The following is a 23,883-nucleotide window of genomic DNA, read 5'->3' on the forward strand; positions in this document are numbered from 1 at the left end:
TTAAGAAAAGCAGTCTAAACCGCTTAGCTTCTCCTTGACTACGCCTTCTTTATCAAAGCCGATCTGTCGGCACAGGCCGATGTTCAAACACCCGCCGGAGCACAAAGCTGGTATGCGCGCCGGTAACACCCTCGATGCGGTTAATCACATGCAGCAGCAGGTGTTGGTAGTCGTCCATGTCGCGTACCAGGATTTTGAGCTGAAAATCCGCCGCCTGTCCGGTAATGATCAGGCACTCGATGACGTTGGGTATCTCACGAATATGGCGCTCAAAATTATCGAAACGCTCCGGCGTATGCTGATCCATGGAGATATGCAGCAGCGCCATTAACTGATAGCCCAGTTGGCGGGAATCGACCTCCGCGCGGTAGCCCAGTATTAGGCCGTGCTCCTCCAGGGCCCGCACCCGACGCAAACAGGGCGAAGGCGAAAGCCCGATTCTATCAGCCAACTCCTGGTTACTGATGCGCCCCTCCTGCTGCACAATATCCAGGATATGACGATCAAATCGATCAAGCGACAGCGGCATTACGGCCATGGAAAGCAGCTCCTACCAATAAAAACAAATTATACGATATTTACTGTCAATTATTGGCGATAACACTACATTTTCGCAATAACCTTTCGTCACGATCCGCATACACTATATCCAGTACGAGATAGTCCGTAAGAGATCGTTCGTAAAAGATCGTCCGTAAAAGATAGCCCAGTACGACAAGCGTCATTGCCACAAGCAGCCCCTTAAGGTGCCTCACCCTGGCACTTCTGCAACGCGGCATACGCCACAAGCGGCCGCTTTTAACAACTCATCGCCATTAGGAAGCTCACCATGTCTGCTTTTGATCATCGCAAATATCGCCCTGCGCCCCGTGTGCCTACCTTCAATCGCCAATGGCCGGACCGTGATCTAGATCACGCCCCGATCTGGGTGAGCGAAGACCTACGCGACGGCAATCAGGCGCTGCTTGAGCCGATGACCGTTGAGCAAAAGCAGCGCTTCTGGCAGCAGATCGTTAAAGTGGGCATTAAAGAAGTCATGGTAGGCTTTCCTTCGGCCAGCCAGCCCGACTACGACTTCGTGCGCTGGTTGATCGAAGAGAATCAAATTCCCGATGACGTCACCATTGCGGTACTGGTGCAGTGCCGTGAACACTTGATTGAGAAGACCTTTGCCTCGTTGGTGGGCGCCAAGCGCGCCATTGTTCACCTATATAACTCCACCTCCACCATTCAGCGCGAGCGGGTGTTCGAGATGGATCGTGCCGGGATTGTCGATATCGCGGTACAAGGGGCCACCTGGGTCAAAACCTACGCCGATCAATACCCCGACATTGAGTGGTGTTTCGAGTATACCCCGGAAAGTTTTTCCAGCACCGAGATCGATTTCTCGCTGGAGATCTGCGAAGCGGTGATGGATGTGTGGCAGCCGACGCCAGAGAATAAATGCATTCTCAACCTGCCCACCACGGTGGAAGTGGCCGGGCCGCACCATCACGCCGACCAGATTGAGTACTTTTGCCAGCACATCAGCCGCCGTGACAGCGTGATTATCTCGGTGCACACCCACAATGACCGCGGTGGCGCGGTAGCCTCTGCCGAACTCGCCCTGCTGGCGGGTGCTGAGCGGGTGGAAGGCACTCTGCTGGGCAATGGCGAGCGCACGGGCAATATGGATATCGTCACCCTGGCGATGAATCTCTACAGCCAGGGCATCGACCCTGAACTGGATCTATCCAATCCTGATGAAATCATTCAGGTAGTCAACGAGTGCACCGGTATCGCTATACACCCGCGCCACCCCTGGGTGGGCGAGATGGTCTATACCGCTTTCTCGGGTAGCCACCAGGATGCGATTCGTAAATCCCTCAAGCATCAAAAGCCCGACGAGCCCTGGCAAGTGGCTTATCTGCCCATCGACCCCCACGATATCGGCCGCGACTATCAGGCGGTGATTCGCGTCAATAGTCAGTCCGGCAAGGGCGGCATGGCTTTCCTGCTTGAGCGGGATTACGGCATTAACCTACCGCGCTGGATGATGCTGGCCTTGGCGCCTTACGTGCAGCAAGAGAGCGAAAAACGCGCCAGCGAACTCTCCAGCGAAATGATTCGCCAGGTGATGTTCGATAATTTCACCCAGGAAGCGCCCTTATCTCTTGTGGATTACCAGCTCTCCAAAGGCCAGCAGGAAGGCATTGAGCTGACGCTGAAACAGGGTGACGAAACGCTGCGCCTTTCTGGCAAGGGCAACGGCGCGATGTCGGCGTTTACCGATGCGTGGCAACGCCACTCCGGCAGCAGTGTAGGGATTATCGATTACAGCGAGCATTCGCTGGGTGCCAGCAGTGAAGCCAATGCCATCGCCTTCGTTCAGCTCAATATCGATGGCCAGCGGCTCTGCGCAGTGGCCGAAGATAGCGACACCGTGAGTGCATCGCTCAAGGCGCTGCTGTCAGGTATTAACGCAACGATTAACCCAGGTCAGACAACTGAGCAGCAGCAAGAAGCTGCCGCCGAAGCGTAAACGGCTTGGCTCTAAGGAGCAGGGTCTAATCAGCACACTCAATACACTTCAGCACTAACGGATCCCAGGTGAGGCGTTTGGCCCCAATCCATTCGCCGCACTCGATGCACTCACCGAAGCTTTCACTCTCAATGTGCTGCAGGGCAGCAGCTACTTGCTTCAGCTTTAGCTGGCGGCGCTGCTCACCCGCTTTGGCCATCGCCTGCCCCTGCATTGCATCCATACGCGACAGCCGACCTACCGACGTTTGATCCAGCATCACCGTATCCCGGGACTCTTCACTACTGGCGCTCTCCTCACGGAGCGTAGCGTCGAGGGCCAGTAATTTCTCACGGATAACGGCTATATCCACCATCCACCTCAGGGTGATTCATCTGCGCCTCCCGTTGGCCTTCAGTCGTTAACTTACTATCATTAATCCACTAATTTGTTTGATCGCGTAAGGGATTATTCGATGGGCTATCGCACTCTGCTGCGCGATCACCGCAGCTTACTCAGTATCGCTTTTCTAGCGATGTTTAGCTCAAGCCTTGGGCAGAGTTACTTTATTGGCCTTTTTCAAGCGCCCCTTTCAGACCATCTGGGTCTTAGCGTCGGCCAGTTTGGCACCGCCTATGCCATGGTGACTCTGATGGCGGGTTTCTGCATGCTGCGCTTTGGGCCCTCTATTGACTGGATCAACCCACGGCGCTTTGCCGCTATCGTCTTGTCACTGCTGTTAACCGGCGTTGTCCTGCTCACCTTATCGCCCTGGTGGTGGCTGGGGATAGTCGGCCTTGGCATAGTGCGGCTATGCGGCCAGGGCATGTTGACCCACTTGGGTAACACCCTCGCCGCCAGAGAGTTTTCCACCATGCGTGGCCGTGCCATTGGCCTGGCTAACCTAGGGATACCGCTGGGTGAAGCGCTGCTACCCCCGTTAGTGGCTGCCGCGCTTATCTGGAGCAGTTGGCAAACCTTCTGGTGGCTGCTGTGTGGCGTCATCGCCCTGCCTTGGCTGTGGCTGCTGCTAAAAGCACCTTGGCCCGACGCACCGGGCGTTAAACCAACCAAGCAGACGCCCCATGGCCCTCGCCCCTTTCGCGAAAAACGCTTTTGGCTGCTAATGCCGCTATTAATGGCCCTCCCCATCACCATGACGGGACTGTTTATCTATCAAGCGCAATTAACGGAGTCTCTGGATAGCTCACTGGCGGTTTATGCCCTGGCGCTGACCGGCATGGGAATCGCCAAATTGCCGGGGGCATTATTAGGAGGCCGCTGGGTGGATAAACTGGGCCCCGTAAAGCTAGCCCGCCTTTACCTACTCCCCTACGCCTTTGCCATGGTGATGGCACTCACCATTGGCGGGCATATCAGCATTTGGGCATTGATGGTAGGGGGCGGCTTGGCCATGGGCGCGCAAGAGCTAATTGCATCGGGTCTGCTGATCAAGCTATGGGGAGCTGAGCACCTAGGGAGGGTTCGCTCCGCTCTTAGCGCTGCCATGGTGTTCTCCACCGGCGTCGCGCCCGCCGTACTGGGGTTAGCCCTTAGCGCAGGCGCACCTTTTCATGCCCTTCTATTAGGCATGCTTTTGTTTATCATCGTCGGCTGGCTACTGGCTCAGCGCGTACTGTGGGAAGCCTCCACTATCACGGCTGAGCCTTAAACGTGCCGCAATCAGCGCAAAATAAGCACCGGCAGCTGGGCTTTACGCAACATCGTGGTGGTAGTACTACCGACCAGCAGATGACGAATCCGCGAGTGGCCGTAGGCACCCATCACCAGCATGTCGATATCATGCTCTTGCTTATAGGTACGCAGGGTCTCTTCCACCTCGCCCGCGCGTATCGCCCCTTCGGCGGTGTGCCCGGCCTCGCGTAAGGTTTCCAGCGCCCAGCTCAGCTGCGAGCGATTTTCAGCGGTTTCCGCGCCGACAATCACCACGTGACAGGTGGCACCTTCAAATAGCGGGCTTTTGGCCAGCATCTCCACGCCTTTGCGGGCCGTTTTACTGCCGTCGAATGCCATCATCACATTGTGCGGTTGAACAAACTCCTTTGGCACCATGAGAATCGGCCGGTGCATTTCCCGTACCACGCGCTCAAGGTTGGAGCCTAGATGGCCGCTGGCCTGGTGCGCGGTCTCGCCCCGCTTGCCCACCACCAAAAGCCTAACGTCTTTTTCGTTCTCGACCAGGGTTTCCACTAGAGTGCCATTGCGCTGCAAGCATAGAGGGTCAGCAATACCAGCGTTGATTGCACGCTCCTTGGCGGCGTCGAGTAGCAGGCGACCCCGCTCGCGGGAAACTTTGGCATGCTGCTCTTCAATAGCTGACAGCTTTTCCAGCAGGTGCTCTCTAGTACCTAGTCCCAGGTTACCGGTTAAATCCGGCTCGGCTACCTGGGCATGGTTATCCACGGTATGAATAAAACTGAGCGGGGCATCCAGCGCTTTGGCAGCCCAAGCCGCATAATCACACACACCTTCTGAAAACTGAGAACTATCGATAGCTGCCAACACGCGATCTGACATAAGGAACTTCTCCTTGAGCATCAATATTATTTTTATATTCTCACCCTTTTCTACACGAACTCATTGACCCGCGACACCCTAAAACGTTCTTACCTGCTTCGGACGCTATAGAGCCCACATGTTAAACTTAGCAGCCTATTGAGGTGCTTCAGGGGGAAGGCATGGGACACGGCTTAACAAGCGTACTGTTAGTCGCGCTAGGCGGCGCGTTGGGTGGTATGGGGCGATTTGCGATTTCCAATCTACTCGCCCGCTGCCTAGGTAAAGCCTTTCCCTGGGGAACCCTGGCAGTTAACGCCAGCGGAGCCTTTCTAGCGGGCTGGCTGCTCGGCAGCCTAGGTATCGCCAGCGCCCCGTCCCCTCTATGGCTGTTTACCGTGGCCGGTCTACTGGGTGGCTACACCACGGTCTCCTCTTTTAGCTTGCAAACCATTGAGCTATGGCAGGGCGGCCAACAACTCCGCGCCAGCGTAAATATTGGCGCCACGCTCCTACTCGGCTTAACCATGGTATCCCTTGGCTGGTTGTTATCAGGCGCTTCATTGTCAGGAGCGACCTTATGAACGCCTGGAAGGCTTACCTTGCAGTGGGTGTCGGCAGCGGGGTTGGTAGCGCGCTGCGCTATGGCGTTTCGCTAATAGCTCAGGCAGCACTAGGGGGTTATTTCCCCTGGGGAACACTTATCGTTAACGTACTGGGTTCGTGCTTAATCGGTTGGCTGGCGGCCACCCTCTCGCGCTCTCCCCGCAGCCAGCTAGCGCGTTTTCAGCCATTCCTGGTGGCCGGTTTTTGCGGCGGTTTTACCACCTTTTCGCTGTTCAGCTTAGAGACGCTGCATCTGGTGCAGTTAGGCCGACCGGGGATTGCGCTGATTTATATTGTGGTCAGTCTCCCCCTCTGGCTGGGTGCCGCCGTGGTGGGTGAGCGCCTGGCGCTTTTTCGTTAGCAAAACCGTCAGCCACAGGATGTGCCAGCATGCGCGATCAGATGGAAAAGCATCAGTCTTGGCTCTACCTGGCCTTCATTGGTTTAGGCCTTGCGTTAGGCATCGGCGCACCGCAATTCGCTGAGCCGCTAGCGCATTTTTTATGGCCACTGCTAGCGGTGCTGCTTTACGCCACCTTTACGCAAATACCTTTGCTACACATTGCCCGAAGCTTCGCTGACACACGTTTTATGGCCGCGCTGATGGTCGGTAACTTTATTGCCATTCCGGCCTTTTTAGCCCTGACTGTTATTTGGCTGCCGCTGTCTCCCGCCGTGCTGGCAGGCGTTTTACTGGTACTGCTGGTGCCTTGCACCGATTGGTTTATTACCTTTACGCATTTAGGCAAGGGTGATAGTGCTCGGGCGGTTGCCGCCGCCCCACTACTGCTGCTGGTGCAGTTAGTCGCGTTACCCGTTTATTTGTGGCTGTTCCTGGGCAGTGAGTGGTTTCAGCTAACGCTCTCTACAGAGTTATTGAGCGCTTTTGCAGGGCTTATTCTCACGCCTTTAACGCTCGCCTGGATTACCGAGTACGGCGCCCAGCGCAACAAGGCAATTAAACACACCGTGCAGTACCTGGGTTTACTGCCAGTGCCTTTGTTGGCCTTAGTGGTATTTATAATCGCCGCTTCCCAGATCAACACTGTGTTCGAGCTTAGCCGCGTGTTGATTCAGGTGGTATTTATCTTTATCGGCTTTTTACTCTTTGCAGCACTGTTGGGCAAGGGACTTGGCAAGTTGTTTAAGCTGCCCACCGCCAGCGCTAGAACGCTAGCGTTTAGCTTTGGTACGCGTAACTCTTTTGTGATGCTGCCCATAGCCCTGACGCTACCCAGCGCTTGGCAGGCAGCGGTCGTGGTGGTGGTGTTTCAATCACTGGTAGAGCTATTTGGTATGGTGGCACTGTTACGCTGGGTGCCCAGTAAGTTACTCCCGGATCCCTAGTTTTTATTAGATAGCGATTAGCTAACACGGGAGTAACCTCCCAGCACACCTTGCTTACTCATCACCAACTGCCAAAGATGGATTTCCCTGGCCCGGAAAGCGCCGGCACAACTCAGCAAGTAGTAGCGCCACATGCGATAGAAACGCTTGCCATACTGGCTTTCAAATGTCGGCCAATGCCTCTCAAAATTATGGTGCCATGCCATCAGGGTACGGTCGTAATCAGCCCCAAAATTATGCACATCCTCCACCACAAAAAGCGCCTCAGTGGCATCCATGATTTGCCCCAGGGTGGGTAGTTCGCCATTGGGGAAAATATACTTATCAATCCAAGGGTCAGTCACCGTGTGGCTTAAATTTTTGCCGATGGTATGCAGCAAAAACAGGCCGTCATCCTTTAAGCAGCGGCTAGCCACGACCATGTACTCGCGATAGTTTTTATGTCCCACGTGTTCGAACATACCAATACTGACAATGCGATCAAACTGCTCGCTTTCATTGCGGTAATCCTGCAAGCGGAACTCTACCGGTAAGCCCTTTTTGATCAATCGCTGGCCAAACTCCGCTTGCTCTTTGGAGATAGTCAGGCCCACGCACTCCACACCATAATGCTCGGCCGCGTAGGCCATAAAGCTCCCCCAACCGCAGCCGATATCCAGCACGCGCATGCCTGGTTTTAACTGCAATTTACGGCAGACTAAGTCAAGCTTGGCTTCCTGGGCTTCGTCCAGGGTTTTGGCATTTTTCCAGTAACCGCAGGTGTAGGTCATGCGCTGATCGAGCATGGCCGCGTAGAAGTCATTACCCAGATCGTAATGCTTTTCGCCCACTTCCCAGGCACGCTTCGCCGTTTGACGATTTAGCAGGCGCGAACGCAGAGAGTGATAAATCAATTGCGTAGGCTTGATACGCTGCCCGAGCTGGGTACGCATTAAGCGGTAAAACAACTCGTCAAGCCGATCGGCGTCCCAGTCACCCTGCATATAGCTTTCGCCAAACCCAAGATTGCCTCGCGAAAGGGCGCTATCAATAACGCCGGGGGCATTTAACTGAATATCCCAGGGGCGGTGGCCGTCGAACCGAATATCGGCTTGGGCCAGTAGCTCGGCAACAAAGCGGTGGGAAGTAGAGGCTTCATCGAAACCAACAGGCTTTTTCTCCAACATAGGCATGTTCACGGCAGGCTCCTCTCGCTAATCCAACTGGTGGATAGGTCACAACCTGACTACTAGCATAGAAGCGCATCGCAACATTAGCATCATTTGATGGAGATCAATTTTATGCACTGCAAAGACTAAAAAGCCGGCTCACTCAAGAAAGAGGGCCGGCTGCGGGAAAAGTCGCAATGCAAGCTAAACGGTTATGCGCTGCTGCTTTTTTTGAGCTTTAGCTTTTGAGTTTTAGCGCAAAATCAGCACCGGTATGCGGCTACCACGTAGCATGGCCGTTGTGGTGCTGCCGACCAGCAGGTGACGAATACGCGAGTGCCCGTAGGCACCCATCACCAGCAGGTCGATGCCGTGCTCTTTTTCGTAGGCTTGTAGGGCTTCATCTACCTCGCCAGCACGAATAGCGCCTTCAGCCTGGTGGCCCGCTTCGCGCAGTGTGCTTAACGCCCACTCAAGCTCGGAACGGCGTTCAGCCGTTTCCGCACCCACGATCAGCACATGGCACTCGGTGCCCGCAAAAAGGGGCGAGCGTGCCAGCATCTCAACGCCTTTACGAGCGGTTTTGCTACCGTCAAAGGCCATCAATATCTTTTCAGGCTGCTTGAAGGTTTTCGGCACCATCAGAATCGGCCGGTGCAGTTCACGCACCACCCGTTCAAGGTTAGAGCCAAGATGCCCGCTGGCCTGGTGGGCGGTTTCACCGCGTTTACCCACCACCAGCAAACGCACCTCTTTTTCAAGCTCTAACAAGCTCTCTACCAGGGTGCCATTGCGCTGACGAGTAACGGGGTCGCTGACCCCATCCTCAATTGCTCGCTCTTTAGCCGCTTCCAGCATCAGCTTGCCATGCTCGCGGTTCACCTTAGCGCGCTGCTCATCAAGCTCAGAAAGCTCTTTCATCAGCCTTTCGCGGGCACCAAAACGCAGGTTGCCGGAAAGGTTCTGCTCTTCGGGTACTTCTGAGTGGTTGTCGACCACATGCACAAAGGTTAACGGTGCATCCATGGCCAAGCTTGCCCAGGCAGCGTAATCGCAGACGCCTTCAGAAAACTGGGAACCGTCAATAGCGGCTAATACTTGATCTGTCATATCGCTCTCCATGCGTTGGTTTAGTGGCCGCCCATCAGTTTTTCAACCGCTTCGGGGTCATTGTGCACCGCATAGCGATCCACTACCGTCGCGCTGGCCTCGCTCAAGCCCACCAACTCTACTTCGGTACCTTCACGGCGGAATTTAATTACGATCCGATCAAGTGCCTGTACAGCAGTCACATCCCAAAAATGCGCACGAGAAAGGTCAATCGTCACTTTCTCAATGCTTTCCTTTAGATCGAAGGCGGCCGTAAAGCGCTCAGAGGATGCGAAGAATACTTGCCCCACCACCTGATACTCACGCTGCTTACCGACTTCTACTTCTTTTGAACCAACGTAGAGAATGTTGCCCACTTTATTAGCAAAGAATAGCGCTGCTAGCAGCACGCCTACAAAAACACCAATCGCTAAGTTGTGTGTACTGACGGTAACTGCAACCGTTGCCAGCATGACAATATTGGTGCTTATCGGATGCTTTTTAAGATCACGGATCGACTCCCAGCTGAAGGTACCGATCGACACCATAATCATTACCGCCACCAGCGCCGCCATTGGAATTTGCGAAACCCAATCGGCTAAAAAGACCACCATCATCAGTAGTACGACACCCGCTATCAGCGTTGAAAGGCGCGTACGGCCACCAGATTTTATGTTGATCACCGATTGGCCGATCATGGCGCAGCCCGCCATGCCGCCCATTAAACCTGCACCAATGTTGGCGATACCTTGGCCCTTACATTCGCGGTTTTTATTACTCGGCGTATCGGTCAAATCATCGACAATGGTGGCAGTCATCATAGACTCGAGCAGACCGACCACGGTTAGCATCATCGCGTAAGGTAGAATGATCCATAGCGTTTCCAGGTTCAGCGGCACACTTGGCCACAGGAATACAGGCAATGTATCAGGCAGTTCGCCCATATCACCGACGCTGCGAATATCCATACCGCTGATCATATAGACCGCGGTAAGTACCACAATACAGACCAGCGGTGAGGGGATGGACTTTCCGATGACAGGTAAATAGGGGAACAGGTAGATAATGCCCAATCCGGCCAGCGTCATGGCATACACATGCCAAGTCACATCGGTCAACTCCGGTAGCTGTGCCATGAAAATCAAAATCGCCAGCGCATTAACGAATCCCGTCACCACTGAGCGTGACACGAAGCGCATCAAATCCGCGAGTTTCAGATAACCAGCAATAATCTGGAGCACACCTGTCAACAGCGTGGCGGCCAGCAAATATTCAAGCCCATGCTCTCTCACCAGCGTCACCATCAGTAACGCCATAGCACCAGTCGCCGCCGAAATCATGCCGGGGCGCCCCCCCGTGAACGCAATGATCACCGCGATACAGAATGAAGCGTAAAGACCAACTTTGGGATCAACGCCGGCAATGATTGAAAAGGCAATCGCCTCGGGAATTAGTGCAAGGGCGACAACGATTCCAGAGAGCGTGTCGCCTTTAATGTTGGAAAACCACTCTTGCTTGGTATAGAGAGACATTCAGGGAGTCCATGGCTGGAGGTTAAGATTTTACAAACTCTCGACGCGGCATATCAGCACACACAAGACGTGCGGCGTCAGGCCAATGAGTCAATGCTGGAGTAATCTAGGGTGCGGCCGTCAATAGCATGCCGCAACGCCATGACAACGCAATTAACGAGGTCAGACGTTTTATTGAGGAGGGGAAAACCTAGGGCGGAGTCATCAGCCCTGAAATAGGTAGTGCCTGAGATAAAGGTGAAAGGATCATTACCGTTATGCCTTGCTGTAAGAAGAACCGCAAAGTTAAAGCGGGATGCTATAAGCAGCGGCATTCTAGCAGCAATTAGCGCTCTTTGCACCCGTGCTACACCCTTTGCAGGGTGCCCACTAGATGCAATTTGGCGTACCATTGCGCTCGAAAATGAGGTCTTATCAAGTCCCAACTATTTACGTTGAAGCGGCATACGCAACACACTTGTCGATCAAAGAGGAGCAGCACATGAGCCAATCTATTGCAGTCATCAAGGGCGACGGTATCGGCCCCGAAATTATGGAGGCCACGCTGCGTGTACTCGACGCCTTAGATTGCGGCTTAACCTACCAGCATATTGACGCTGGCTTAGGCGCCCTTGAAAAGCATGGCACGCTGATCCCTCAGGAGTCGTTGGATGCCATCGAGAAATACGGCATTGCGCTGAAAGGCCCGCTGACCACGCCGATTGGCAAAGGCTTCTCCTCGATTAACGTACAGCTACGTCGTCACTTTGACCTTTATGCCAACGTGCGCCCGGCGATTAGCTTTCCCGGTACCCGTTCGCGCTACGACGACATCGATATGATCACCGTGCGCGAAAATACCGAAGGCGCGTATCTTTCCGACGGCCAGGAGATGATCGACGACGGCGATACCGGCATTTCAGTGATCAAAGTAACTCGCAAAGGCTCCGAGCGCATTGTGCGCTACGCCTTTGAGCTGGCCAAAAACAATGGCCGCAAAAAAGTCACCGCGGTACACAAAGCCAACATTATCAAAACCAGCTCGGGGTTGTTCCTGGACGTGGCGCGGGAGATTGCCAAAGAGTATCCCGAGATCGAATTCCAGGAGATGATCGTCGATAACGCCTGCATGCAGCTGGTAATGAACCCACATCAGTTTGATGTGGTGGTCACCACCAACCTGTTTGGCGACATTCTCTCTGACCTTTGCGCTGGTTTAGTGGGCGGTTTGGGCTTGGCCCCAGGGGCAAACATCGGCGAAAAAGCGGCGATTTTTGAAGCGGTGCACGGCTCAGCGCCGGATATCGAAGGCAAAAACATCGCCAACCCCTGTGCTCTTCTACTGGCCGCCGCACAAATGCTTGACCACCTGGGCATGACAGAGAAAGGCACCGCCATCCGCCAGGGTATTCGTACCGTGCTGGAAACCCGTCGCGACATGGTTACTCCTGATATGGGTGGCACTGGCACTACCGACTCCTTCGCCCAGGCACTGGTTGAATACGTACAGAGCTAGTACCAACAGCGCTAGCAGATACAAAGCTAACCAGCCGGGCTCGCTTGAGCCCAGCCCTAACACGGTCGTTATTTAGTCCAGGTCATTAAAGCGGTAGCGCAATAAGTGCAGTGCATTGAGGGTGACCAGCACGGTCGCCCCAGTGTCGGCCATTACCGCGACCCACATCCCCGTGATCCCCAGCGCCGTAGAGACCAAAAACAGCGCTTTAAAGCCAAGCGCCAGCGCCACGTTGGTTTTTACATTGCGCATGGTTGCTCGGGAAAGCGCGATCATTTCGGCTATCCCGCCTACCCGGTTTTTAAGCAGCGCAGCGTCGGCGGTTTCAAGCGCCACATCGGTACCGCTGCCCATGGCGATACCCACTTCTGCCGCTGCGAGTGCCGGTGCATCGTTAATACCATCACCCACCTTACCTACCGGCCCAAGCCCCTGAGACTGCCACTCACGCACGCGCTGGGCTTTATCTTCCGGCATCAGCTCACCTTCTGCTTCAATGCCCAGCTGCTCACCAATGGCGGCCACGGTGCGGGCATTGTCTCCGCTGAGCATCACGGCTTGCACGCCTAAACGTTCTAGTGCTTGAAGGCCCTCGCGAGCATCTTCACGGGGTTCATCACGTAGTGCGATTAGCCCTAAAAGGCGCTCATTTTCTATCCCGTCCTCTCCTTCTATCCCTCTTTCTAGCAAAACAGCCAGGCTTTTGCCCTGCGCTTCCAACGCCGCAATACGGGCTTCTATCTCGCCGGTGTGCTGGGTGAAAGGTTGTAAATAGCGCGGGCTCACCAGCAGTAACTCACGCCCTTCGACTTGCCCGGCAACGCCCTGCCCGGCTAGCGCACGGGCACCTTGCACAGTAGGCACCGGCGCTCCCTCCTGTAGGTCATAATAGTCACTGATCGCTACAGCAAGAGGGTGGCTCGAGCCCTGCTCCAGAGCGGCAGCAAGACGCACTATCTCAGCACGACGGTTTTTATCAAGACGGTTACCAGCTTCAAGGCTCTCCACATCCGTCACGGTGGGTTTGCCCGCAGTTAGCGTGCCGGTTTTATCCAGCGCGACCCGCTTGAGTTTGCCTAACTGCTCTAATACTGCGCCGCCTTTCATCAACAGGCCGTTGCGAGCACCCACCGATAACCCGGCCGCAATGGCCGCAGGCGTCGAGATCACCAGCGCACAGGGGCAGGCAATGAGCAGTAGCGCTAGGGCACGATAAATGGATTCCGACCACAGCATCGTCGACACCAGCGGCGGTATGATAGCGACCAGCAGCGCCACCCCGACGACCGCCGGCATATAGTAAAACGCAAAGCGATCAATAAAACGCGCCACCGGTGCTTTGGCCGCCTGAGCCTCCTCCACGAGCTTAATCACTCGGGCGATGGTGTTGTTTTCAGCGCTGCGGGTTACCTCAACCTCAAGCACGCCATCCAGATTGACGGTGCCAGCAAATACTGACTCGCCTTCGCTACGCTCCCGTGGCACCGACTCACCATTCACAGGCGATTCATCAATCGAGGAGTGACCAGCAATAATTTGCCCGTCACAAGGCAGACGGTCGCCGGGGCGTACCTGCACCCGTTGCCCCGGCTGAAGCGAGGCGGCAGCTACTTCGCGCACTTCGCCCTGCTCCAGCAACCGCGCGGTGGAGGGCGTTAGTTTGGAAAGTGCCGAAATACTGCGGCGTGCCTGAGCGGCGGCAACGCCTTCCAGCATCTCCCCCACTGCAAATAGAAACACCACTACCGCTGCTTCGGCGGCGGCGTTTATCGCCAACGCCCCAAGGGCTGCGATGCTCATCAGCATTTCAATGGTGAAGGGGTTGCCCACCTTAAGTGCCTGCCACGCACGCTGAACAACCGGCACAAGCCCAACGACCGTCGCAGCTATGAATGGCCAACCGCCCAAGGCGGGCCAGGCAAATCTAAGCCCCCAGGCAAGCGCCAGCAGCGCACCACTGACAAGCACCAAACGCCCTTTGGGCGACTGCCACCAGGGGGTATGTTTTGCCGATCCAGTCACGCCAGCCGACTCATCGATCAGTTGGTAGCCCAGAGCCGTGATCGTCGACTCAATCTCGGCATGCGGCAGCGTTTTACCGATTGAGGGAGTCAACTGAACCGACCCCGCAACGGCACTCGCCGAAACATGTTCAACATGGTTTAAACGATTTAGCGCCGCTTCAACTTTACGTTCGCAGCCACCGCAGTCCATACCCTGCACGCGCAGGGTAGTCGGCGACGGAGAAACTGCAGAGGTTTTAGCCGGTGTGGTCGTGCTCATCGCTCTTTGCTCCAAGTTAGTCTATCTTAGGAGCAGCGTAATACCTGTAGTCACTAGAGGTTCAAGTAATGAAAGATCAAACCCCTGAGCCAACTTCCACTGAGCGCTATATCGGCATTGGCGAGCTGGCACGCGAGTCCGGCTGCAAGCCAGAAACGGTGCGCTACTACGAACAGATTGGGCTACTGCCTTCAGCACCGCGCAACGAAGGCAATCAGCGACGCTACACCACAGCCGCTATCCGCCGTTTGACGTTTATTCGCCATGCGCGGGATTTTGGCTTTTCAGTGGAGGCGGTACGAGAGCTGTTACAAATGGCGGATCACCCCACTATGCCCTGCGAAGAGGTAGACACGCTAGCGAAGCGTCACCTAGCCGAGGTCGAGGCACGACTTGCACGACTCACCTCGGTACGCGATGAGCTCAAACGCATGATCAATCAGTGTGCGGGAGGCAATGTTGGCCAGTGCCATATTATTGACGTGCTCAGCGATCACCGCCTGTGTCATCAGGCAGGGCCTCACGGTGGCGCCGATGTCATCGGCTAATGCGCGATTAACCCAGCCACACGTCTAAAAACAGCATAATCACCAGACCCATGGCCAAACCAAAGGTGGCTTTTTTCTGGTGCCCGCAGCGGTGAGTTTCGGGAATGATTTCGTGGCTGATCACATACAGCATCGCCCCGGCGGCAAAGGCCAGGCCCCAGGGCAGCAGTATTTGGGAAACGCTGACAATACTGGCACCAAATAGCCCTCCAACGGGCTCGATGAGACCGGTTAGCGCAGCAATCGACCAGGAGCGCCACTTTGAGTAGCCCTCGCCCATTAAGGCGACCGCAACGGCGAGCCCTTCTGGCATGTTCTGTAGGCCAATACCGATCGCCAGGGGCATGCCGCCCTCTAACCCATTGGCCCCAAAGCCGACGCCCACCGCCATGCCTTCCGGCAGGTTGTGGATAGTAATCGCAAACACAAACAGCCACACCCGGCGAAGCGATGCAGCCTCCGGCCCTTCACGGCCCTGGGCAAAATGCTCATGGGGCAGATGCTCGTTAAGCAGCGCAATCGCGCCCATCCCTAACAAAATAGCCGCACAAACAATCGCGGCAGGCACGGGGCCGCCGGAATAATAGATTTCCGCAGCGTCAAGCGCTGGAATAATCAGCGAAAAGAATGACGCCGCCAGCATTACCCCCGCCGCAAAACCTAACGCCAAATCACGAAAGCCCCGGCTAGGCGTTTTACCCAGCAGCACCGGTAGAGCACCCACCGCCGTTAATAACCCGGCGGTTAGGCTGCCCAAAAATCCTAGTAACAACGTATTTTCCATTATTGAGCCTACAGAAACACCCTGCTGAATGTGCCCTTGGCTCAGCGCAATCCACGCAAAATATTATCAACTAATTGTTCGGCCTGACGCTGGTTAGCACCGCTTTTCAGCAGCATGCGCAGACCCGATATAGAAAGGGTTAAGAAGTATGCTGAGCTTTGTACATCACGCTCAAGGGAAATACTACCCTCTTGCTGCGCTTGCTCAATGACCTTCGTAAAAAACTCAGTAATGGCCTGAACACTCTGCACTGCGGCATTCGAAACGGAGGAGCCGCTATTGCCCAATTCGGTGGCCGAATTAAAGATCAGGCAACCCAGCGCCGCCTGTTCGCTTTGGGCCTGCTGGGCCATACGTAACAGCAATTGCTCAATAAATTGCCAGGCGCTCGCTTCCTGGGCAAGCGTTGCCCGCAGAGACGCAAGCAACTCTTCACGGTAACGGGTCAGCGCCAGTAAAAACAGCGCCTCTTTATTACCATAGGCTTGGTACAAACTACTGCGCGATAGCTGCATCGCATCCAGCAAATCGCGCATGGATGTATGGTGGTAACCCGAACGCCAAAAAGCGTGAACCGCGGCTTTCAGCGCTGTTTCAGGATGGTGCTGCAGAGGTCTGCCGAGACTCATTACGAAATCCCAAAAAAGTCGTCATATTACGAGATAGCGTTAACCTACGCAAAGCACCCAGAGCGTGGATGCTTTGTATTAGCGCAGCCATTTAGTTGAATTAATTGAGTAGCTCTTTGACTTGCTTGATACCTTCGCGGGCAAGCTGCACCGGGCGGGAATCGCTGACAGTCCAGGCGGCCATCGAGCCATCGTACATGGCGATGTTGTCGAACCCGGCGACTTCGCTAAGCACAAACCAGTCGGTAGCGGCCCAGTGACCGGTGTTGCAGAAGGCAATCGTGCGCTCGTTGCTATCCAGCACCACGGCATTGATGCGCGACTGCAGACCATCGACGTCCAGGTAGTAAGCGCCGTTCTGGTCGTTCAGGTGCGACTGATGGGGCAGGCTCCGCGCGCCCGGAATCGTACCGGCGACCCGTGCCGCCGGCGATTGGTTGTCACCAGAGAAATAGTCGGCGGGCCGGGCGTCGACCAGCTGCGCCTGGCTTTCCCGGGCGGCTTCCACGTCCTCGGTTGACGCAATCAGCTCCTCGCGAAGCGTGGCATCGAATTCCGCGGCATCGTATGACTCAGGCTCGCCGCTTGCCACGTCGAAGCCCTGCTGCTCCCAGCCCGCAAAGCCACCATTAAGGATGGCCACATCGTCGTGGCCGAGGACTTTAAGCGTCCAATACACCCGCGCCGCACTGCCGAAGTCGGTAGCGCCCGACCCGGCGGGTACAATCACCACAGCGCTATCGTTATCGATACCCAGGTCGCCAATCAGCTTTTCCAGATCGCTGACCTCAGGCATCAAGCCCGCAACGCTGTCGCGGGTTTCGCGCCAACCGTCATCGGTGTAGCTTGAATAACGGCTGCCCGGAATGCGGGCCTCGGCAAAGCTTTCGGCATCGCCACCCTCATCGATGGACGAGCGCACGTCCAGTACCACAAGCTTTTCTTGATCAAGATGCTCGTTCAGCCACTGGGCATCCACCAGCGGCGTCATTTCAAGCGCAAAGGCCTGGCTGGAAAGCCCCAGCGCGCCAATTAGACTAAATAGTAAACGAGACATAACACCTCCTGAAGTGCCCTTTGTGGGGGGTTAGGTACTTAGTACTTAGCTACTAGGCCCCGCCACGTTATTGCAGCAGAGCCAGGAACGATTGGTACATTAATGCCATACTGAGCGATACTGAACCACTCTGAAAGCGATATTTTCTTTCCCCGTTAGCAACGCGTTCCAACGATTGTGAATTCAGTGCCAGATCGGCTTTTAACGGTTGTTAAAAATTAATTGTAAGTAATCGCGCTGATCGGCCACTTACTGCTAACGACCCGATTAAGGAGCCCAGGATGAGCGCGCACGCTACTCCCCCACCACGCTTTTGGCTGAGCGGCAAACGCCATGCCGAGCAGGATGTTTTTTTCCGCCAGACGCTGGAAGCCAAGGGCTGGCAGCAAGGCGACGAAGCGCAGTGGCAGGCGGCCTGGGTTACCGGCATGCCGCCCAAGGCGGCATTCAAGGCGACGTCTCCCAGCCGGGTGATGAACCACATCCCCGGCAACGCCGCGCTCACGGTCAAAAGCCGCCTGCATGCGGGGTTGAGGGCGCTGCGCGAACGTACCCGGCGCCACTACGGTGAGGCGCATCCCAACACTAAGCGGCTGAATTTCTTCCCGCGCGCCTATGAAATGCCCCACGACTACCCGGCGCTGGTCGAAGACGCCGCCGCGCATCCCGAAAAGCGCTGGATTTTAAAGCCGACCAATGCCTCCAAGGGCCAAGGGGTTCAGGTGCTTCGCGACCCGACCACGGCACCGCTGGCACCCAACTGGCTGGTGCAAGAGTACGTTGCCAACCCGCACACCATCCGCGGCCACAAGTACGTGCTGCGCCTTTATATGCTGATTGCCAGCATTGACCCGCTACGCGTGTATCTCTACGACCAGGGCTTTGCCAAGCTAGCCTCGGCGCCGTGGAGCCCGGATGACATCGACAATCCCTTTAGCCAGTTGACCAACCCCGACATCAACGCGCTCAACCTGGACGCCGAGGTTCCGGTGGAGTTTATCGATCTTGACCGCTATCGCCACTGGCTTCGCGAGCAGGGTCACGACGACCAGGCGCTGTTTAGCCAGCTTCAGGATCTGGCCACGCTGACCGCGCTCTCCGGCGTCGAGGCGATGCGCGCCCGCTCCCGGGAAGACGGCGCCGACCCGCGGGGCTGCTACGAGCTGATCGGCCTGGACTGCCTGGTCGACGACCAGCTCAAGCCCTGGATTCTGGAGTGCAACCTGAGCCCCTCGCTGGGCACCTGCGCCAAGCCCGAGCACGGCGGCGTGGTCGAAGAGGCCGTCAAAACCGGCCTGGTGCAGGACATGATCGACTTAATCGGGCTTGATCAACCACCTCGCAATGCGGCGGTCTTCGATGCCGCTGCACTGACGGTCGAGCGTGAACGAGCCGGAGGCTTTGTACCGCTCTACCCGACCCGGGACGGCCATCGCTACCTGCCCTTTGTCGGGCTGCCCAGCCTTGCCGATTACCGCCTGGCGGCCGAGATCGCCCCGCTGAGCCTATCTTTTCACGGCCAGGACGTCAGCGAGCTGATCGACGGCGAGCGGCTGGCGCTTTACCACCACCCCAGCGGGCGCTACTTCCAGCTTAACGACAGCGCGGCGCTGATCTGGCTGCTGGTCAGCGAAGGCGCGCCGATCGAGAGCGTGATCGAGCAGCTCCAGGCGGCAAGCGGAGAGCAGGTCGATGCCGACACCCTTGCCGGCGATCTGTGGGAGACGCTCTCGCTATGGTGGCAGCACGGCCTGCTGGCGCCTGGGGATCGCGACACTTCTCCGCCCGACACGGCGTCACCCGCGCGCGAGCGTCCCGCCACCTGGCGCAGTACGTTGTTTTTTGATCAGCGCCGCTGGTCGATCAGCGCGCCTCAGGGCCCCGTGGCAGCACGTATTGCCGAGACACTGGCGCCGCTGCTGGACGCCGACGGCAACGCCCCCGACATGTCACTGCATGTCCTGGAAAGCGCCAACGGCTATTGCCTGACCAGCGACAGCCGGGTAATTCGCTCGCGCCTACACCTTGACGACATCGTCCCCGCCATCACCCAGCACTGCTTGTCCCACGCCACCAGTGACGGGCAGTTGGTACTCGACGTCGTCATGCTGAGTCGGCCGGAGGGGCATGTTGTCTGCGTGGTGCCCGCCCAGCAGTCTGCCCAGGCGATGGGCACGCTGAAGGCGGTGGCGGCACAGAACGGCCTTGCCCTGACGCGCGGGGCACGCATCTCACTGGCCGCACCGGACACCCTGGAACCGCTTAATCTACCGCTTGGGGATGCCGGGTTCCTGTTTCAGGAACGCGGCCCTTACGTTGGGCTTTTATGGCTTGATGCCGCCCCGAGCGACAGCCCGGAGGCGCCGTCGTCACTCGAGTTACTCGGCGCCCTGTTCCCCGCGTCCATGGAAACAGCAGAACACCCACAAGGGTTAAGCCCTGACGCCTTGACCGCGCTGCAGCATATGACCCAGGGCGCGCATTGTGCGCGGCTGGCCAGCACGCAGGTCGAGGCCGTAGGCCAGTGGCTTAACCGGACACCGCTTTTACCCTCTTCCCACGCCGCGGTATAGCGGCAGGAAGTCGCGCCATCTGGCGCATTTGCTTGTCACACCAAAAGGAGAAGCCTCATGTCTCAAAACGAAGCTAAACGTCGTTTACTGAGCCGCCTTAGCCGCCAGTTCGGCTATACCGCCCCCGCCCTTGCGCTGGTAGCGGGTGGCCTGGCCTTCCAGGCCCAGGCCGACGAACCCACCGAAGGGTTCACCTCGATGCAGGAAGCACCCATGATGCTGGCGGAAGGCAGCGCTGAGGGCGCCGACGAGGAAGAAATGGAAGGTGAAGCGGAAGGCGGTGCCGAAGCCGGTTAACACTGGCCTTGCCCGCTAGGATAACTGCTTCTGTGCCGGTGTACGCACCGGCACACTTCACCGGGAGGCTAACGACCATGTCGACATCATTGCTGTCGCCACTGATAGACGAAAACATGCAAACCCTCGCTCAGCTCACCCTACTGCTGGGCCGCGTGTCTGCACAGGACTACCAGCGCCCGCTCGGCGCCAAGGGTACCCAGTCCCTGGGCAAGCACGTTCGCCATATCCTTGAGCACTACCAAACCCTGCTGGATGCCTGCGCGACGGCCCCTACTCAGGCGACTTTTGATTATGAAAATCGCCCGCGGGAAGCGGCGCTGGAAACCCAGCCAGGCTATGCGGGTGAGCGTACTGAAGCGCTGCAGGCGGGGCTCAAGGCATTGGCGAACATGCAACATGATGCCGCCCTAACGCTGAGCTATCCGGTTGAGGTGGGTGACGCTGACGATTCGGTGGCACTGCCCACCAGCCTGGGCCGGGAGCTGGCGTTTCTAACCAGCCACAGCATTCACCATATGGCGCTGCTGGGTACGTTTTGCGAACAGTTGGGCATCGCGCTACCCAAGCACTTCGGTGTTCACCCATCGACGCTCCGCTACTGGGCGCGGCAGCGTTTCGCCTCTTGAAAGCCCTTGTCTCTTTTAACTGATAAACAACGAGGCTGTAAGGGTTGGTCCCTACTAGTCACTTATCCTCGGACAGATCAAAAAAATGCAGACTGTGGGAGGCTTCCTCATGCCTACTTTGCCTACTCGTGATTCAGGTGCCTGGCGTCACGATCAAGGATTGCTTGCTGGTGCAAGGCAACGACTCTCAACCCTCCTCATGGGATTTTTACTGTTCAGTTTTTCACTCACCTCGAATGCCGATACGGCTGTCGACTGGCCGCAGGAAGGCTGGAACGTGGTAGAAACCGACAAACCCTATGCCGACCTGGTGGAGGATCTGCGCCGCGCCGTTGAACAAGCCGATATGCTGGTAGTGACTGAAGCCAGCCCAACCGACGCCGCCGCCCGCCGCGGCGAAACGATTCCCGGCAACCGAGTCATCGGCGTGTTTCGTAACGATTTTGCCGTGCGCATTATCCGCGAAAGCGTCCCCGCCATGATTGAAGCGCCACTGCGCTTTTACGTAACCGAAAATGACTCAGAAAGCGCCACGCTGTCGTGGAAGACGCCCAGTGCCGTCTTCGCTCCCTATGGGCAGGGTGACGATGATGAACTGGCGAAGATTGCCAGTGAACTGGATGAGTTATTCACACGCATCGCCGACAACGCAATCCAACGTTAAGTACAGACGCCATGTACTCTGTAAATAACGACGGAGCCTGATCAGACTCCGTCGTTCGGTTTACATCATTCACTTTTACACAAGAGAAGCCTACATATCACAATGACCATCAGCTTCACCGACCAACCGCTGTCGTGCATTAACTACATAGGCGGCCAACGCCGCTAAATCCTCAGACTCCCAATCCAATGGATCAGCGGCCATGGGGGAGACCATGCAGAGCTGCACCATTTCATCGGCGTGCACCGTGTCCATGCCAAACATATTAGTTCCCATGGCCACCGGATGAGGGTATGGCTGATTGAACGTTGCCTGATAGCCTTGTTGGCCGTCGCTACCGTGGCAACTAGCGCAGGAGAGTCCATTCGTACTCAACGAGGTGTCATTGAACAGGGCTTCACCGCGTTCAATGAGTGTTTTGGGGTTGTCACCGTTTTCATCGTAACCGGGTACGTAACCTTCGGGCCGGGACACTAACTGCGTACGTTCATTAGGCTGCACACCACCCTCTGCTTCACCTTCAGCGCTAGCCACGCCTGCAGGTTGCGCCTCTGCCTCTGCGTGATTACTTGCCAGCAGTAGTTCACTCGTAGCCGATTGATCGTTGGCGACTACGTTTTGCTCATTGGCCGAAACGCCCAGCGCAACGCCGCCTACCACCAGCACCAAGACGGGTGTGCTGTAACGAACCTGGCGACGAAGTTTATCCAGCAAATCACTGCGTTTTTGTTTAGTTAGCGACATGGTGTTCACCTCAGTATCCAAACGTTTTTATCTATTGTTTCGCTATATGAGTGAACGACATCACGCTCTCCTTACACCTCTTTGTGTATTTTTAAACGTTACCATTGTCATTTATGAACCAATTGTTCCATAATAATTCAAGCCAGTTGACGACACAGCGACACGATCATTTATTGATCAGAAGGAGTTTGAAATGACTGATTTTCCATTACATACCGCTGAGAGTGCCCCTAAAGAGGCTCAAGCGAACCTTCAAGCCGCTGCAAAAAAGATGGGTTTTCTGCCTAATATCTTTGCCAAAATGGCGGAAGCGCCAACGCTACTCGAAGCCTATCTAACGCTTGACGGCATTTATTCCAAAACCAGCCTTAGCCCTGTTGAACAGCAAGCAGCTCTGCTCGCCATTAGCGCGGATAACCGCTGTGAATTCTGCGTGGCGGCACATACCGGAGGAATCAAGAAAGCCGGGGCCGATGACGAGATCATCGAAGATCTACGCGCACGCAGCGCACCTAACGATGCCAAGCTTGCCGCTGTGACACGCTTTGCCCGCCACCTAAACGCACAGCGCGGCTGGGCTGAGCAAACCGAGTTGAATGCTTTTCTTGAGGCAGGTTTTACTCAGCAGCAGGTGCTTGAGCTGGTAATTGCCTGCGCGCTGAAAACACTCTCCAACTACACCAACCATATTGCTGGCACACCACTTAATGAAGAGCTTAAGCCGTTAGCTTGGGAAGCTCCTGCGTCATAACTTATGTTTGGCAGTGGTCGCTGTTGCGATCACTGGCCTGGTTAAGGCATGCACAAAATGTTAAGCCTCTTCGAAAACGTGATCGGTATACCCATGAGGATCCTGCCGTGACGACTGCCACGCACTCTACTGAAGAGCATATCGCGACGCTGCGGCCCAAGCTTGTCGCCTTCGCGCGCTTGCAGTTACGCGATAGCGCCGCCGCTGAAGATACGGTGCAGGATACGCTGGTCACCGCTTTAGAGAAGCACCAGAGCTTTTCAGGGCGTTCAGCGTTTGAAACCTGGGTATTTGGCATTTTAAAAAATAAAATACTTGAGCGCTTCCGTCATGAACGGCGCTATTTCTCTTGGCAAGACGATGAGCTAAGTGATGAGGATTCGTTTGAAAACCTGTTTAAAGAGAACGGGCGCTGGCAAGCTGCCAGCAAACCCACTCCTTGGGGCGACCCCGACCAGATACTCGAAAACGCGGCGTTTTGGCGCTTACTCGATACCTGTTTAATGGTGCTACCAGATAATACTGCCCAGGTTTTCACCATGCGTGAATTAATGGGGCTGACCACCCAGGAGATCTGTGAGGCATTAACGCTTAGCGATGCGAACTGTTGGGTGATTTTGCACCGTGCGCGCTTGCGGCTGCGGGGCTGTATTGAAAAAGGCTGGTTAACATAAATCGTATCAATCACAC

General features: G+C 56.0%; 24 protein-coding genes. 13 read left to right on the top strand and 11 right to left on the bottom strand.

Annotated features, from left to right (window positions below):
* Window positions 1-52 precede the first annotated feature (52 nt).
* Window positions 53-538: an Lrp/AsnC family transcriptional regulator gene (locus KF947_RS05560; RefSeq protein WP_133729864.1), complete on the bottom strand. Its 486-nt coding sequence runs from the start codon at window positions 536-538 to the stop codon at window positions 53-55.
* 291 nt (window positions 539-829) lie between these two features.
* Here KF947_RS05560 and KF947_RS05565 point away from each other — a divergent pair, with 291 nt between their 5' ends.
* Window positions 830-2,521 (top strand): 2-isopropylmalate synthase, encoded by a 1,692-nt coding sequence (locus KF947_RS05565; protein ID WP_223288034.1) that lies wholly within the window; start codon window positions 830-832, stop codon window positions 2,519-2,521.
* 25 nt (window positions 2,522-2,546) lie between these two features.
* On the opposite strand, the gene KF947_RS05570 is transcribed toward KF947_RS05565, so the two are convergent.
* Window positions 2,547-2,873 (bottom strand): TraR/DksA family transcriptional regulator, encoded by a 327-nt coding sequence (locus KF947_RS05570; RefSeq protein ID WP_227405685.1) that lies wholly within the window; start codon window positions 2,871-2,873, stop codon window positions 2,547-2,549.
* Window positions 2,874-2,975: 102 nt separating this feature from the next.
* On the opposite strand from KF947_RS05570, the gene KF947_RS05575 reads away from it, so the two are divergent.
* The gene (locus KF947_RS05575; RefSeq protein ID WP_223288035.1) at window positions 2,976-4,172 is read left to right on the top strand and encodes an MFS transporter; all 1,197 of its coding nucleotides are present in this window, start codon (window positions 2,976-2,978) and stop codon (window positions 4,170-4,172) included.
* 11 nt (window positions 4,173-4,183) lie between these two features.
* Here the strand turns inward: KF947_RS05575 and KF947_RS05580 are convergent, their stop codons facing one another.
* Window positions 4,184-5,038, bottom strand: coding sequence for a universal stress protein (locus KF947_RS05580; protein ID WP_133729861.1), 855 nt, complete (start codon window positions 5,036-5,038; stop codon window positions 4,184-4,186).
* A 161-nt stretch (window positions 5,039-5,199) separates the two neighbouring features.
* Between KF947_RS05580 and crcB the strand changes: the two genes are divergently transcribed.
* The 3 genes from crcB to KF947_RS05595 are packed head-to-tail and all read left to right on the top strand — an operon-like array spanning window position 5,200 to window position 6,970.
* The gene (gene crcB / locus KF947_RS05585; RefSeq protein WP_133729860.1) at window positions 5,200-5,601 is read left to right on the top strand and encodes a fluoride efflux transporter CrcB; all 402 of its coding nucleotides are present in this window, start codon (window positions 5,200-5,202) and stop codon (window positions 5,599-5,601) included.
* Window positions 5,598-5,984 (top strand): fluoride efflux transporter FluC, encoded by a 387-nt coding sequence (locus KF947_RS05590; RefSeq protein WP_227405686.1) that lies wholly within the window; start codon window positions 5,598-5,600, stop codon window positions 5,982-5,984. The genes crcB and KF947_RS05590 overlap by 4 nt, the downstream gene beginning before the upstream one ends.
* A gap of 29 nt (window positions 5,985-6,013) precedes the next feature.
* Window positions 6,014-6,970 carry an arsenic resistance protein gene (locus KF947_RS05595; protein ID WP_227405687.1) on the top strand — a complete coding sequence of 319 codons (957 nt, stop codon included), beginning with the start codon at window positions 6,014-6,016 and terminating at the stop codon, window positions 6,968-6,970.
* A 17-nt stretch (window positions 6,971-6,987) separates the two neighbouring features.
* Here KF947_RS05595 and cfa read toward each other — a convergent pair whose 3' ends face one another.
* The 3 genes from cfa to KF947_RS05610 all read right to left on the bottom strand — a co-directional run bounded on the left by cfa (window position 6,988) and on the right by KF947_RS05610 (window position 10,739).
* Complete coding sequence (cfa, locus tag KF947_RS05600) at window positions 6,988-8,148, bottom strand: cyclopropane fatty acyl phospholipid synthase (protein WP_413614121.1); 1,161 nt, start codon at window positions 8,146-8,148, stop codon at window positions 6,988-6,990.
* 222 nt (window positions 8,149-8,370) lie between these two features.
* Window positions 8,371-9,228, bottom strand: coding sequence for a universal stress protein (locus tag KF947_RS05605; RefSeq protein ID WP_133729856.1), 858 nt, complete (start codon window positions 9,226-9,228; stop codon window positions 8,371-8,373).
* Window positions 9,229-9,248: 20 nt separating this feature from the next.
* Window positions 9,249-10,739 carry a SulP family inorganic anion transporter gene (locus KF947_RS05610; protein WP_133729855.1) on the bottom strand — a complete coding sequence of 497 codons (1,491 nt, stop codon included), beginning with the start codon at window positions 10,737-10,739 and terminating at the stop codon, window positions 9,249-9,251.
* A gap of 481 nt (window positions 10,740-11,220) precedes the next feature.
* Between KF947_RS05610 and KF947_RS05615 the strand changes: the two genes are divergently transcribed.
* Window positions 11,221-12,234 carry an isocitrate dehydrogenase gene (locus KF947_RS05615; protein WP_133729854.1) on the top strand — a complete coding sequence of 338 codons (1,014 nt, stop codon included), beginning with the start codon at window positions 11,221-11,223 and terminating at the stop codon, window positions 12,232-12,234.
* Window positions 12,235-12,306: 72 nt separating this feature from the next.
* Here the strand turns inward: KF947_RS05615 and KF947_RS05620 are convergent, their stop codons facing one another.
* The gene (locus KF947_RS05620; RefSeq protein ID WP_227405688.1) at window positions 12,307-14,517 is read right to left on the bottom strand and encodes a heavy metal translocating P-type ATPase; all 2,211 of its coding nucleotides are present in this window, start codon (window positions 14,515-14,517) and stop codon (window positions 12,307-12,309) included.
* Between the two features lie 68 nt (window positions 14,518-14,585).
* On the opposite strand from KF947_RS05620, the gene KF947_RS05625 reads away from it, so the two are divergent.
* Complete coding sequence (locus KF947_RS05625) at window positions 14,586-15,065, top strand: MerR family transcriptional regulator (protein WP_133729852.1); 480 nt, start codon at window positions 14,586-14,588, stop codon at window positions 15,063-15,065.
* A gap of 7 nt (window positions 15,066-15,072) precedes the next feature.
* Here the strand turns inward: KF947_RS05625 and KF947_RS05630 are convergent, their stop codons facing one another.
* The 3 genes from KF947_RS05630 to KF947_RS05640 all read right to left on the bottom strand — a co-directional run bounded on the left by KF947_RS05630 (window position 15,073) and on the right by KF947_RS05640 (window position 17,535).
* Window positions 15,073-15,849 carry a ZIP family metal transporter gene (locus KF947_RS05630; RefSeq protein ID WP_227405689.1) on the bottom strand — a complete coding sequence of 259 codons (777 nt, stop codon included), beginning with the start codon at window positions 15,847-15,849 and terminating at the stop codon, window positions 15,073-15,075.
* 41 nt (window positions 15,850-15,890) lie between these two features.
* Window positions 15,891-16,478, bottom strand: coding sequence for a TetR/AcrR family transcriptional regulator (locus tag KF947_RS05635; RefSeq protein ID WP_227405690.1), 588 nt, complete (start codon window positions 16,476-16,478; stop codon window positions 15,891-15,893).
* Between the two features lie 100 nt (window positions 16,479-16,578).
* Window positions 16,579-17,535: a sulfurtransferase gene (locus KF947_RS05640; RefSeq protein ID WP_227405691.1), complete on the bottom strand. Its 957-nt coding sequence runs from the start codon at window positions 17,533-17,535 to the stop codon at window positions 16,579-16,581.
* 281 nt (window positions 17,536-17,816) lie between these two features.
* Here KF947_RS05640 and KF947_RS05645 point away from each other — a divergent pair, with 281 nt between their 5' ends.
* The 4 genes from KF947_RS05645 (at window position 17,817) to KF947_RS05660 (ending at window position 21,698) form a co-directional block, all read left to right on the top strand.
* Window positions 17,817-20,108 (top strand): PqqD family peptide modification chaperone, encoded by a 2,292-nt coding sequence (locus tag KF947_RS05645; protein WP_227405692.1) that lies wholly within the window; start codon window positions 17,817-17,819, stop codon window positions 20,106-20,108.
* 57 nt (window positions 20,109-20,165) lie between these two features.
* Complete coding sequence (locus KF947_RS05650; RefSeq protein ID WP_227405693.1) at window positions 20,166-20,405, top strand: hypothetical protein; 240 nt, start codon at window positions 20,166-20,168, stop codon at window positions 20,403-20,405.
* 77 nt (window positions 20,406-20,482) lie between these two features.
* Window positions 20,483-21,034 carry a hypothetical protein gene (locus tag KF947_RS05655; RefSeq protein ID WP_227405694.1) on the top strand — a complete coding sequence of 184 codons (552 nt, stop codon included), beginning with the start codon at window positions 20,483-20,485 and terminating at the stop codon, window positions 21,032-21,034.
* Window positions 21,035-21,143: 109 nt separating this feature from the next.
* Window positions 21,144-21,698: a DUF302 domain-containing protein gene (locus KF947_RS05660; protein ID WP_227405695.1), complete on the top strand. Its 555-nt coding sequence runs from the start codon at window positions 21,144-21,146 to the stop codon at window positions 21,696-21,698.
* 90 nt (window positions 21,699-21,788) lie between these two features.
* Here the strand turns inward: KF947_RS05660 and KF947_RS05665 are convergent, their stop codons facing one another.
* On the bottom strand, window positions 21,789-22,442 hold the full coding sequence (locus KF947_RS05665) for a c-type cytochrome (protein ID WP_227405696.1): 654 nt from the start codon (window positions 22,440-22,442) through the stop codon (window positions 21,789-21,791).
* 193 nt (window positions 22,443-22,635) lie between these two features.
* Here KF947_RS05665 and KF947_RS05670 point away from each other — a divergent pair, with 193 nt between their 5' ends.
* Complete coding sequence (locus KF947_RS05670) at window positions 22,636-23,193, top strand: carboxymuconolactone decarboxylase family protein (RefSeq protein WP_227405697.1); 558 nt, start codon at window positions 22,636-22,638, stop codon at window positions 23,191-23,193.
* Between the two features lie 107 nt (window positions 23,194-23,300).
* Complete coding sequence (locus tag KF947_RS05675; protein ID WP_227405698.1) at window positions 23,301-23,867, top strand: sigma-70 family RNA polymerase sigma factor; 567 nt, start codon at window positions 23,301-23,303, stop codon at window positions 23,865-23,867.
* Window positions 23,868-23,883 lie beyond the last annotated feature (16 nt).

It is taken from the genome of Halomonas sp. FeN2 (assembly GCF_020595105.1).
In the GTDB taxonomy this organism is placed as follows: domain Bacteria; phylum Pseudomonadota; class Gammaproteobacteria; order Pseudomonadales; family Halomonadaceae; genus Vreelandella; species Vreelandella neptunia.